Raw genomic sequence first — 12178 nt, 5'->3', positions numbered from 1 at the left:
TAATAACTTATTATTATATAGCATGAAAAATATTTGTGATTGGAATAATTGTTTTGAAATAGGTGAATATAAAGCACCAATTGAAAAAGATAATAGTAAGAAATACCGATTACTTTGTTTGGTACATGTCAAAGAATTCAATAAGAATTGGAATTATTTTAAAGGTATGGATGATGAGCAGGTCTTTGATTTTCTTAAATCTGATATGACATGGCATAAACCAACTCAAAGCTTTAGTTCTTCTGATAATTTTTTTAAAGTTTTGTGGAACACAACTTTAAAGGATGAATTTGATAAAACAAAACTTAGAGGTGAATATAATCATATGAATCAATTTAAATTTGATGCTAATGATATTAAAGCTTTTAGTATTTTAGGTGTTTCTGTTGGATTAAAATGGGAACAAATACAAAACAAATTCAAAACTCTTGTCAAAAAATTTCACCCTGATATTAATTTAGGAAATAAAGAATACGAAGAAAAACTTAAATTAATTACTTTAGCTTACACCCAGCTAAAGAATACATATAGGGAAAAAATTGACACCTAATTTAAATATACAGCCAGATATCAAAATATCTTTAAAACAATCTTTTGGAATTGACTCAGATATGGAAGTGGATGCTTTTTCCAAAAAAAGTGAGTATGTCCCAGAAATAGACAAAAATTACAAATTTGATAAAGACACCACTCTTGCAATAGTTTCGGGATTTGCATTTAATAAAAGAGTTTTAGTTCAGGGTTATCATGGAACTGGTAAATCAACTCATATAGAACAAATTGCTGCTAGATTAAATTGGCCCTGTATTAGAGTAAATTTAGACAGTCATGTAAGTAGAATTGATTTAATTGGTAAAGACGCAATAGTTGTAAAGGATGGAAAACAGATTACTGAATTTAAAGAAGGTATTTTGCCTTGGTCAATACAAAACCCAGTTGCTCTTGTTTTTGATGAATACGATGCTGGTAGACCAGATGTTATGTTTGTTATTCAGAGAGTTCTAGAAGCAGAAGGAAATTTTACTCTTCTTGATAAAAATAAAGTAATAAAGCAAAATAAATTTTTTAGACTATTTGCAACATCTAATACTGTAGGATTGGGGGATACTACTGGATTGTATCATGGAACCCAGCAGATTAACCAGGGTCAAATGGATAGATGGAATATTGTAACATCGCTGAACTATCTCAGTCTTGATAAAGAAATGGAGATTGTTTTGGCAAAAAATAAAAATTTGAATAATTCAAAAGGTAAAGAAAAAATTGCAAACATGATTAAAGTAGCCTCTTTAACTAGAAAAGGCTTTATAGCTGGAGATATATCTACCGTGATGAGTCCCAGAACAGTATTGCATTGGGCAGAAAATACTGAAATCTTTAAAGACACTGGCTATGCATTTAGAGTTACCTTCTTAAACAAGTGTGATGACATTGAAAAAAATACTATAGCTGAATATTATCAAAGATGTTTTGGCGAGGAACTGCCAGAGTCTATGGTTAATATTCAGATTTAAATGAGCAGCAAAGAAAATAATTTTAAAGAGCAATTTAAACAAGCTTTAATTTCAACTGCAAAGGTAATTTCTGAAGATTATAAGTTGAATGTAAAAAAACTTGATAAAAGTTTAAGTAATAAAAAAATTGATTTTTTTGATGTAACCAATTTATCTAATAAAAATGATTTTATTAGATTGAGAGCAGAAACAGATTCGGAAGCTTTAAAGAAAAAATTTTCAAATAAAGATATATTTAATAAAAACCTGCCAAATAATCCATCTTGTAAATCTTTATATAATATTGCAGAAAAAATTAGATATGAGGTTTTGGGCGGAAAAATGCTCAAAGGTGTTGGAAAAAATTTAAACGAAAATTATAAACAAAAAATTAATTCTAATCATAAAGATCAAGTCAAAAACAAGGATGATGTTCCTGTTGCTGAGGCATTTGAACTATTTATGCTAAAAAAATTTTTTAATTTAAAACTTAACTCAACATCATCCAAAATGTTAAGTGTATGGGAGAAAGATTTTTCAACATTTATTGATAAGCACATAGATTTTTTAAATGAAAACTTAGAAGATCAAGACAATTACAGCTTAAAATTTTCTGAAATTTTAGAAAATATGGATATTTTTAATTCAAATAATGAAGAAAATAATAAGAATGAAGATGAAAAAGATAATCATCAAGATAATAAATCTGAGAATAATGATGAAAATCAATCAGATGCTAAAGAAGATGAAAACAAACAAGATGAGATAAAAGCTAGTCTTGATGCAGGATTTGATCTTAGTGATCAACAAATGAATGAACAGCTAGAGGACTCTGAATCATTAGAAGAAAGCTCAGAGAGTGTTCTTCAAAAATCTAATCTTAACAATATTGATCAAGAATATAAAATCTATACAAATGAATTTGATGAAATTGCAAAAGCAGAAATTTTAGAAGACTTAAAAGAAACTCAAAAACTACGAAAAAATTTAGATCAACAGTTAATTGGTTTTCAAGATCTTATAACTAAGCTTGCTAATAAATTACAGAGACAACTTCTTGCTAAACAAAATCGATCCTGGGAATTTGATTTAGAGGAAGGTTTGTTGGATAGCTCAAAGTTAACAAGAGTAATTATGGATCCATATAATTCTTTATCATTTATGAAAGAGAAAGATCTTGATTTTAAAGACACTATAGTAACACTTCTAATCGATAACTCAGGTTCAATGCGTGGACGTCCAATTACTATTGCTGCTCTTTGTGCAGATATATTGTCTAGAACTTTAGAAAGGTGTTCTGTTAAAGTTGAAGTATTAGGTTTTACCACTAAAAATTGGAAAGGTGGAAAAAGTAGAGAAGCTTGGACAAAAAGAAATAAGCCAAAGAATCCTGGAAGACTAAATGATTTAAGACATATAATTTATAAAGGTGCGGATACTCAATGGCGACAGACTAAAAATAATATAGGTCTAATGCTTAAGGAAGGTCTTTTAAAAGAAAATATAGATGGTGAGGCTATATCGTGGGCCTACAATAGAATAAAAAAAAGAAAAGAGGAAAGAAAAATTTTGATGGTAATTTCAGATGGGGCTCCTGTGGATGACTCAACCTTATCTGTCAATTCTGGAGATTTTCTAGAAAAACATTTAAAAAAAATAGTCAAGTTCATAGAGGTCAAAACTGATGTTGAAATTCTTGCAATTGGGATTGGTCATGATGTATCGAGATACTATGATAAGGCCATTAAAATAACAGATGTTCATGAACTTGGTGATGTTATGATATCCCAATTAAGTGGCTTATTTGAAACTAAAAATAAATTACATTAAAGTTTTAAAAGATCTTGATTTTTCCACTTTATATTCACTTCAGCACCTGTTCTTGTTTCTGAGTTTTTACATAAAATACTTGCATGATTTTTTTCAAGCAAAGTTTTTCCTATAAACATTCCAAGTCCTAATCCAGATTTTGACTTTATAGATGACTTTAGAGATTTAACATAAGGTTCACCAATTTTACTTAGCACATCCTTAGGATACCCCTCACCATCATCCTCGATCATAATTTCAGAAAACTCACTATTTGTTTTAAGTGTTATAAAAACTTTTTTTCTTGAAAATTTATTTGCATTACCAATAAAATTTCTCAAGCCATAAATTACCTCTATGGACTTATTAAATCTTAATGGATTAGAATTTTGATCATAATTTACAATAAACTCTTTTTTGCTTATTTCTTGAAATGATTTAACAATCTCATCTATATATTTTGACAATGTAAGATTACTATCAATAAAAGTATCCTCTATTATTGGGTTTAATGTAAGCTTTTTAAGTATCTCACTACACCTATCTATCTGACTGACTAACAATTCAATATCCTTTTTAACATCAATATTATCATTAAATTGTTTTAATAAATCTGATGAAATAATTTTAATAGTTGAAAATGGAGTTCCAAGAGAATGTGCGGCAGCAGCGGCTTGTCCTCCTAATGATAATAACTCATGTTCTTTCGACATGATTTCTTCCATTTTATTTAGTGCCTCTTTTCTTATTCTGGATTCTGATCCAAAGGTTGAAGCAAAATAATTCAAAAAAAGTAAAGCAATAATTAATGCTATTGGAATTGAATAGTAATAATAGCTGTCTACGTGAAAATATTCTTTAATTGGATAGGGTAAAGGTTGATTAAAAAAGGTAAGAAAAATAATTATTAAAACTGTGAGGCAAACTAATAATAAATTGCTTCTAAATCCTAAATTAGACGATGAAAATATAGCTGGGATAATCAAAAAAATTGAAAAAGGATTTATAATTCCACCCGATAAATAAATCAAACAACTCAGCTGTAAAATATCAATAAATAAAAAAAGAAATGCTATCTTATCTCTTAGTTGAGTGTTCTGGTTAATATAGATTAAATAAAGATTACTTAGCACTCCAAATAGAATTGTTAAATTTGCTAAAATTAGACTAAATCTAAAATCAAAAACAAAATAAATAAGGTTGACTGTTATAAGTTGACCAATAATTGCAATCCATCTTAAATTTATGTAAGTAGATTTTTTTAATGAAAAATATTTTGAAGTTTCGAAAAACTTCATTATTAGATATCTAAATTTTGAACATTAATTGCATTTGACACAATAAAATCTTTTCTTAAGGCAACATCATTGCCCATTAAAGTGTGAATTAAATCTTGGTCTTTTTTTAAGTCTTTTGAATATTGAACTTGTAATAAATTTCTAGTTTCAGGATCCAAAGTCGTGCTCCACAATTCTTCTGGATTCATCTCTCCTAATCCCTTAAACCTTTGAATGCTCATTCTTGATTTTTCTTCCTCATAAGCTCTCATAAATTCTTTTGTTCCTTTTTTTATTTTTTGTAATTCTTTGCTATGTTTTAAAATATAGTCTTCTAATTCTTTTTCATCTTTAATGTAAATCCCTTTTGTACCTTTATTTATTTTAAACAAAGGTGGTTGGGCTAGATAAACATGACCATTTTCAATCAATTTATTAAATGGCTTATTATTAAAAAATGTTAACAACAAAGCTCTAATATGAGATCCATCAACATCAGCATCGGTCATAATAATTATTTTACCATACCTTAGATCTTTTAAATCAATATCTTGAACCTTTGGGTCTAAACCAAGCGCATTAATCAAAGTTACCACTTCATTTGATGACATCATTTTTGCTAATGCCTTTGTTCTATGTTCGCTCCCATCTTTATTACTATTTTTTTTGAGAACAATTTCTTCAACATACGTATTAAGTATTTTTCCTCTTAATGGTAAAACAGCTTGATTAGATCTATTTCTCCCTTGTTTTGCCGAACCTCCCGCAGAATCTCCCTCTACTATAAATAATTCAGTACCTTCTTGTTTGCCTATTTGGCAATCAGCAAGTTTTCCAGGTAAACCACTTAACTCTAATGCACCTTTTCTTCTAACATTCTCCCTAGCTTTTCTAGCAACATCTCTTGCTAAAGCTGCTTGCATTACTTTTGCTAAAATAATTTTAGAAATTGATGGGTTTTGATCAAACCATATTGATAATTTTTCACTTATAATATTTTCCACAATCATTCTAACCTCTGATGAAACTAGTTTATCTTTTGTTTGTGATGAAAATTTAGGATCTGGTATTTTTGCTGAAATTACACAAGTTAATCCCTCTTTAATATCGTCACCTGAGATATTTAATTTATTTTTTTTTAATAGATTGTGTTCAGCAGCATATTTATTGATAACTCTTGTAAGTGCACTTCTAAATCCTAGTAAATGGGTTCCACCATCTTTTTGATATATATTATTAGTATAAGGATAAATATCTTCACCATAGCTTGCATTCCATTTTAGAGAGCATTCAATTTCTATATTATCTTTTTTGCCCTCTATATAAATTGGTTTTTTAAACAAATCATTTCCTGTTTTGTTTAAAAGTTTTTCTCTTTTTTCATCTAAAAAATCTACAAATTCTAAAACCCCACCATCAAATTTGAATTCAATTACCTTTTCTTTTTTTTGATTTAAATCATTGATTGTGATTTTTATTCCTTTATTTAAGAATGCAAGTTCTCGCATTCTTTTAATAATAATATTAGGTGAAAATTTTATTGAAGAAAAAATCTCTTTTGACGGTAAAAAAGTTATTTGTGTGCCAGTATTTTTTGATTTTCCTTTAATTTTAAGCGGAGCTATTGAAACACCGTCTTTAAATTCCATATAATATCTATTGCCATCTCTATCAATTTCTAATTTTAATTTTTCTGATAAGGCATTAACTACTGAAACTCCAACCCCATGAAGACCACCTGAAACTTTATAGGAATCATGATCAAATTTTCCACCCGCATGAAGCTGGGTCATGATAACCTCAGCTGCAGACATTTTTTCACCTTTATGCATGTCTACAGGTATTCCTCTACCATCATCTCTTACTGTAATTGTTCCATCAGAGTTAATTTTAACTTCTATATTTTTACAATGCCCTGCTAAAGCTTCATCAATTGAGTTATCAACAACTTCATAAACCATATGATGCAAACCAGTGCCATCATCTGTGTCACCAATATACATTCCAGGTCTTTTTCTAACGGCCTCAAGACCTTTTAAAACTTTAATAGAATCTGCCTGATATGTGTTTTTATTTGTCATTTTTTAATTTTTTGGAAAATAAAATTATAACATTTTTTAAAAAAAATGCTGATTTATCTTTAATTAATTGAGTTAAAAAAGCCTAATTAAGATTGTAAATATTGGCTTATTTGATGGCGGAGAGAATGGGATTCGAACCCATGAAAGGATTTCTCCTTTACACGCTTTCCAAGCGTGCGCCTTCAACCACTCGGCCACCTCTCCATTTATATTTTGTTTTGTAGATTTATCATATTTGTTTTGTAGATTTATCATATATTAAGAAAATAAATATATGAATTTAATAAATAAATTAAAAAATAATAAAAAAAAACTTTTTTTGTTATTTTTATTTTTAATTTTTTTTTTGGTTTGGAAAGATTACAAAAAAATTGATATCTCTTTTTTGAATCAAAGTATCGTGACTTATGATATCAAAAATGTAAACAACAAAATCTTAAAAAAAATTGATAAATTATATAATAGAACTTTAGAGAATATTTTAGTTAAATATTTTGATAAACATAAAAATTATTGGAATTCTAATAATGATGGAAGGGATAAGCTTCCAGAATATAAAATTTTAAAAAATAAAAAAGAATTTACAAAAAATATTTACAATAATCCTATAAATCTTTCAAATTGGGAAAGAAGTCATGGTAATGACTCTTCAAATAGATTTTCAAATTTGAAAAAAATTAATAACAAAAATGCATCCAACTTAGAAATTGCATGGACATTTGAAATGAAAAATTATAAAGGAGATATTCAAGCTAACCCTATAATCGTAGATGGAATAATATACACACCAGTTGCTGGTGGATATATAGTCGCTCTTGATGGAAAATCTGGAAATTTAATTTGGAAGTCAAAGAAATTTAGTAATTCAGTAGCAAGACGAGGTTTACTATATCACAAAGATAGTAATGATAAAATTGCAAGAATAATATTTTCTGATAGGGAGGAGTTGATTTCTTTAAATGCAGAAAATGGAAATTTTATCAAATCATTTGGGAGAAATGGTCTAGTAAAAAGAACAGGTCTCAATGTTACCACACCTGTAATTTATAAAGATAATATTATAATTGTTACTTGGGATAGAGCCATAGAAGTATATGATTTGTATTCAGGAAAAACAAAATGGAAATTAAAATATATAAAAAAAATATCAAAAAGATTTGGAGGAAAAAAATTTAATAACAATGGTTCAAATTCCTGGGGAGGGATTTCACTAGATAAAAAAAGAGGAATATTATATTTTACAACAGGTAATCCTCATTTTTATTTTGATGGTACACAACGACCAGGAAATAATCCTAATTCAAGTAGCTTAATTGCAATTGATTTAGAAAAAAAAGAATTTCTATGGAGTTTTCAAGAAACTTCGCATGACATATGGAATTCTGACTTGCCTGCTCCACCAATTTTAACATCAATAATCAAAGATAATAAAAAAATTGATGTTGTCGTAACACCTACAAAAAAATCTAATACATTAATTCTTGATAGGCTAACAGGAGAACCAATTTTTGATTTTAGATTTCGTAAAGCTCCAATATCAAAATTACCAGGTGAAAAAACTAGTTTTTATCAACCGGATTTGGAATTTCCAGAACCTTTTGGTAAAAACAAATTTTCTAAAGATGATTTATGGTCTTATGATGAAGAAATTGAAAAAGAAACAGATATTAAATATGAAAATTATATTTTTGGTTTTTATCAACCTTATGAAATAGGAAAAAAAACACTACAATACAGCTTTAACGGTGGTGCTGAGTGGATGGGTGGATCAGTAGACCATGATAATGGTATAATGTATGTTACTAGTAACAATATATTATGGGAAACTGGAATTAAAAAGATTGAAGATAAAAAAAGTTTAATACCAAAATACTCAAGCTATTTTAATAGAGCTCTGGATAAAAATGGCTATCCAGTTATTAAACCGCCCTGGGGATCCCTTACAGCTTTAGATTTAAATAATGGTAAAATAATATGGCAAGTTCCGTTTGGAGAGTTTGATTATCTTAAGAAAAAAGGTTTATCGGCTACAGGCACTGAAAACTTTGGAGGTGTTACAGCTACAGCTGGAAACATTGCAATAGCAACTGGCACGCTAGATAAAAAATTATATGTTTTTGATAGCCAAAATGGAGATATTTTATTTAGTGAAGAATTACCTTTTATAGGATCAGCTCCAGCCTCAACTTATCTTTATGAAAATAAACAATATATAGTTTTACATTCTAGTGGAGGAAGAACTTTGAAACAAGGTTATCCCCATCTAGTAAATGATGGAAATCTACTAATAGCTTTTAAACTTAAGGAATAGTTTTTATTTATAATGAAAAATTTATTGAAAAAAACTTATAAAAAATTAATACAAATATTTTTTAAATGTTTATATGGTGATATTACGATTGATAATGAAGAAAATTCAAAGTTAATTACAAAAATTAAAGTAAAAGATAAATTTTTTAAAAGAAGAAAATATTTTATATACTTGATAACAAATGGATCAGTTTTTACTGATAATACAGAGAATGTTGCAGCAATAAGTGACAAGAAATTATATGCTAAATGTTCATTCCAGCATGGAAATGGTAAAATAATTTCTCTAAAAAATAATTCAGTTTTAAAAAAAGGATTAACTAACTTTCAGAAAAAATATAACGGTAATATTTTATCCTTAATTCAAGGAGCAAGTACAGAAAATTATTTTCATTGGTTGATGGATATATTGCCTAAAATTAGAATATTTACATCAAATTATTCAATTAATAAAATTAATTATCTTTATGTAGGCAACCTAACTTCATCACAGAAAGAAAGTTTAAAATTAATAGGAATTAAAAAAAAACAAATCATCAAAAGTAAAATTTATAAACATATTTATGCTAAAAAATTATTTTTTGTAACCCATCCATGGTATTCCAAAGGTAGGTTTCATGACCAATCAAATAATTTACCAAGTTGGCAAATTATCTGGATAAAAGAAACTTTTCTAAAATTTAAAAAAAAATTTAGAATAAGCAAAAATATTTATATAGATAGAACAGACTCAAAGTTTTCACATTGCCAAATTATTAATCATTTAGAATTAAAAGAATATTTAAAAAAAAAAATTTTAAAATTGTAAAATTAACCAATCAAAGTTTTGTAAAACAAATATATATGTTTTGGAACGCAAATAATATTATTGGAGCACACGGTGCAGCGTTGACAAATCTTGTTTTTTGCAAACCAAAAACAAAAGTTATAGAATTGAAACCTTTTGGACATCCAGGTAAATATTACCAAAGAATATCAAAAGTAAATAATTTACATTATTGCTTAATAGAATCTCAAAAAAAATATCTTAAAAATAAAAATGGAGATATTTTTGTTGATTTAAAAATACTAGGTAAGAAAATTAATTTTTAATATACTCTATTAACTTTTCGTAATCTAAAATTCTCATATATTTATTATGATTATAATAAAAATCTTCAAATTTTAATTCTTTAAAATTTTTAATATCTAACAAAAGAGGGTCTTTATTATTTATTTTTCTAATAATAGATATACCATGATCAATTTTACAAGTGACAATGTCTAATTCTTTTATACATCTGAATTTTACTATACTTTTCCAAACATCACCATTCCATACCCATTGAAACCTTGGTACAGCTTGTTGGTTCATGCTTTGAGGCAAACAGTCGTGTAATAAAATAATTCCATTTTTATTCAGACTATCTAGTGAATTTAGTATATCTTTATTAACTTGATCGTATTCATGAAGACCATCAATAAAAATACAATCAAACTTTTTCTTATTTTGTTGAAAAAACAAATCACTAGTACCTCTAAAATTTCCTCCAGAATACGGATCTACACCTATTTTGTCGTTTAATTTAATTTTGGAAAAAGCATCGTCGTTATCACAGCCTATTTCTAGATATGAAGAAAAATTTTTAAAAAAAATTATTTCATTTATTAAATTCCATCTATCTATATTTTTAGGAAAATTAAATTCAATTTTTTTTGTGAATCTTTCTCTTAGGATATAATGAAGAATTTTATTTATCTTCCACTGTCTTTTATTTATAATTTCCATTATTAAAATACTATCTTAATCATTAAACTCTGCAATAAATAATGATAATATTTTTTATATATAAAAATTTAATGAATATAATTTCTGAAATAAAAATTTATTAATTCAAAATTTTTTTAAGTTTATTCACAGTAAAAATTATAAAAAATTATTGGTTATAATATCCATTTTTTATACAACATTTTATTATCAACTATAAATTTTGGAAACGATTTATCTAGCTCTATTTTCATATATTTGTGACCTCTTTCATATAAATCTATTTGCTCATTTATTTTATTTTTAATAATTTCTACTTTAGAAAATTTTTCATCTGAAAACTCTGAGTGTGCAAATGTTCTTAATTTAAGGGAAATTTGTTCAGGCTCCATAACATTATGGAAATGCCAACCCCCGTTGTTAAACAATTCTATATTTTTTTCCTTATCAAGTCTAAAAAAACTATAATTTAAATTTTTTAATTTTATTTTTTGCCTCATGTAATCAATTGATTTTAAATTTTTTTTTTTGTTACCCTTGTGCCTTCCCAAGGAGATTCAAACGGATTAAAAAGATTAAATTTATAATTAAAACAACTTTGTAAAAATATTCCATATTTTTTTTTTAAACTAAAATCGATCAATAATTCAGGTCTAGGAATTTCATCTGGATCTGAAAAGAAAATATAGTCATCTGGATCAGCAAAATTCAATTGTTTTAAAAGTTCTTCCCTTTGAATAGCTTGGTTTTCCCATTCATTTGTATTTTTAGGAAATGGTTTGTCTACAAGTAAATATTTTATTTTTTGTTTGTCATAATAATCTTTATATATAAAATTTTGTTTTTTTGGATTGCCTTTATGATCAAACTTTGACTCACATATTACAAAGTAATCTATGAATTCAGATAAAACATTATATCTAATTTCAAATATTAAATTATTATCAAAAAAAGTTATACAATCCAAAAGTTTACTTTTATGCATGTGCCCATTTTTCAATTATCTTTGCATTTAATATAGTCTCATCTAAATTCATTCCAGGAAAATTTGGTTTATTATCGTTATTAATTATATTTTTGCTGATTTGTATTATTTGATGTGTATAAATATTTTTAAAAGTATTTAACTCTAACTCTTCATTGAAATTATCAGTCTTTTTAATAATTTTATTGCCCTTCCATGTATCTTTAATAATCAAACTACCTTTATCTCCTGATATAGTACTTTGATATCCTAGATTTCTTTTAAATGATGATCTAATTTTTGATTTAAACCCATTTTCAAAAAGGATTTCAGCATAAGAATCAATATCAACACCTGTTTCACCAATTTCATTCTGGATATTAATTAATTTTAGATTATTAATATTATGATTATCTATAAGTGAAGCTATCAGTAAACTAAATGATGAAGAATAACAGCCTAAATCAAAGATACAACCACCACCCAAATTCTTGTTA

At 26.7% G+C, this 12178-nt stretch carries 12 protein-coding genes and 1 tRNA gene; 6 read left to right on the top strand and 7 right to left on the bottom strand.

Annotated elements, in window-relative coordinates; translation table 11 throughout:
- The first annotated feature begins 22 nt into the window (after positions 1-22).
- The 3 genes from AC5SLL_RS00255 to AC5SLL_RS00245 are packed head-to-tail and all read left to right on the top strand — an operon-like array spanning position 23 to position 3323.
- Positions 23-550 carry a J domain-containing protein gene (locus AC5SLL_RS00255; protein WP_494586624.1) on the top strand — a complete coding sequence of 176 codons (528 nt, stop codon included), beginning with the start codon at positions 23-25 and terminating at the stop codon, positions 548-550.
- Complete coding sequence (gene cobS, locus AC5SLL_RS00250) at positions 540-1514, top strand: cobaltochelatase subunit CobS (RefSeq protein WP_494586623.1); 975 nt, start codon at positions 540-542, stop codon at positions 1512-1514. Before AC5SLL_RS00255 ends, cobS begins: the two co-directional genes overlap by 11 nt.
- Entirely contained in the window at positions 1515-3323 is a 1809-nt protein-coding gene (locus AC5SLL_RS00245) for a cobaltochelatase CobT-related protein (RefSeq protein ID WP_494586622.1), read from the top strand.
- Here the strand turns inward: AC5SLL_RS00245 and AC5SLL_RS00240 are convergent.
- The 3 genes from AC5SLL_RS00240 to AC5SLL_RS00230 all read right to left on the bottom strand — a co-directional run bounded on the left by AC5SLL_RS00240 (position 3320) and on the right by AC5SLL_RS00230 (position 6864).
- Positions 3320-4600 carry an ActS/PrrB/RegB family redox-sensitive histidine kinase gene (locus tag AC5SLL_RS00240; RefSeq protein ID WP_494586621.1) on the bottom strand — a complete coding sequence of 427 codons (1281 nt, stop codon included), beginning with the start codon at positions 4598-4600 and terminating at the stop codon, positions 3320-3322. The two genes, AC5SLL_RS00245 and AC5SLL_RS00240, sit on opposite strands and share 4 nt — an antisense overlap.
- Before the next feature lie 2 nt (positions 4601-4602).
- Positions 4603-6660 carry a DNA gyrase subunit B gene (locus AC5SLL_RS00235; protein ID WP_494586620.1) on the bottom strand — a complete coding sequence of 686 codons (2058 nt, stop codon included), beginning with the start codon at positions 6658-6660 and terminating at the stop codon, positions 4603-4605.
- A gap of 114 nt (positions 6661-6774) precedes the next feature.
- Positions 6775-6864, bottom strand: a tRNA-Ser gene (locus tag AC5SLL_RS00230).
- Positions 6865-6934: 70 nt separating this feature from the next.
- Here AC5SLL_RS00230 and AC5SLL_RS00225 point away from each other — a divergent pair.
- From AC5SLL_RS00225 to AC5SLL_RS00215, 3 genes are read left to right on the top strand one after another with little or no spacing between them, the layout of a single operon-like run.
- Positions 6935-8971 (top strand): outer membrane protein assembly factor BamB family protein, encoded by a 2037-nt coding sequence (locus AC5SLL_RS00225; protein WP_494586619.1) that lies wholly within the window; start codon positions 6935-6937, stop codon positions 8969-8971.
- Between the two features lie 12 nt (positions 8972-8983).
- Entirely contained in the window at positions 8984-9778 is a 795-nt protein-coding gene (locus tag AC5SLL_RS00220; RefSeq protein WP_494586618.1) for a glycosyltransferase family 61 protein, read from the top strand.
- On the top strand, positions 9739-10062 hold the full coding sequence (locus AC5SLL_RS00215) for a glycosyltransferase 61 family protein (RefSeq protein WP_494587079.1): 324 nt from the start codon (positions 9739-9741) through the stop codon (positions 10060-10062). The genes AC5SLL_RS00220 and AC5SLL_RS00215 overlap by 40 nt, the downstream gene beginning before the upstream one ends.
- Here the strand turns inward: AC5SLL_RS00215 and AC5SLL_RS00210 are convergent.
- The 4 genes from AC5SLL_RS00210 to AC5SLL_RS00195 all read right to left on the bottom strand — a co-directional run bounded on the left by AC5SLL_RS00210 (position 10052) and on the right by AC5SLL_RS00195 (position 12168).
- Positions 10052-10738: a class I SAM-dependent methyltransferase gene (locus AC5SLL_RS00210; RefSeq protein WP_494586617.1), complete on the bottom strand. Its 687-nt coding sequence runs from the start codon at positions 10736-10738 to the stop codon at positions 10052-10054. The two genes, AC5SLL_RS00215 and AC5SLL_RS00210, sit on opposite strands and share 11 nt — an antisense overlap.
- A gap of 155 nt (positions 10739-10893) precedes the next feature.
- Entirely contained in the window at positions 10894-11217 is a 324-nt protein-coding gene (locus tag AC5SLL_RS00205; RefSeq protein WP_494586616.1) for a hypothetical protein, read from the bottom strand.
- Positions 11218-11231: 14 nt separating this feature from the next.
- Positions 11232-11702, bottom strand: a complete 471-nt coding sequence (locus tag AC5SLL_RS00200) for a hypothetical protein (RefSeq protein WP_494586615.1) — start codon at positions 11700-11702, stop codon at positions 11232-11234.
- A complete protein-coding gene (locus AC5SLL_RS00195; RefSeq protein ID WP_494586614.1) occupies positions 11695-12168 on the bottom strand; it encodes a hypothetical protein in 474 nt (157 codons plus the stop codon). Before AC5SLL_RS00195 ends, AC5SLL_RS00200 begins: the two co-directional genes overlap by 8 nt.
- Positions 12169-12178 lie beyond the last annotated feature (10 nt).

The organism is Candidatus Pelagibacter sp. PS_43 (assembly GCF_059417795.1).
The sequence above is the reverse complement of the archived record's forward strand: the minus strand, read 5'-3'. Positions and strand labels throughout refer to the sequence as shown.

Coding starts and splice junctions, on each gene's coding strand:
- AC5SLL_RS00255 (WP_494586624.1), top strand. CDS start 23: ATGAAAAATATTTGTGATTGGAATAATTGTTTTGAAATAGGTGAATAT.
- AC5SLL_RS00245 (WP_494586622.1), top strand. CDS start 1,515: ATGAGCAGCAAAGAAAATAATTTTAAAGAGCAATTTAAACAAGCTTTA.
- AC5SLL_RS00240 (WP_494586621.1), bottom strand. CDS start 4,600: ATGAAGTTTTTCGAAACTTCAAAATATTTTTCATTAAAAAAATCTACT.
- AC5SLL_RS00235 (WP_494586620.1), bottom strand. CDS start 6,660: ATGACAAATAAAAACACATATCAGGCAGATTCTATTAAAGTTTTAAAA.
- AC5SLL_RS00225 (WP_494586619.1), top strand. CDS start 6,935: ATGAATTTAATAAATAAATTAAAAAATAATAAAAAAAAACTTTTTTTG.
- AC5SLL_RS00220 (WP_494586618.1), top strand. CDS start 8,984: ATGAAAAATTTATTGAAAAAAACTTATAAAAAATTAATACAAATATTT.
- AC5SLL_RS00210 (WP_494586617.1), bottom strand. CDS start 10,738: ATGGAAATTATAAATAAAAGACAGTGGAAGATAAATAAAATTCTTCAT.
- AC5SLL_RS00205 (WP_494586616.1), bottom strand. CDS start 11,217: ATGAGGCAAAAAATAAAATTAAAAAATTTAAATTATAGTTTTTTTAGA.
- AC5SLL_RS00200 (WP_494586615.1), bottom strand. CDS start 11,702: ATGCATAAAAGTAAACTTTTGGATTGTATAACTTTTTTTGATAATAAT.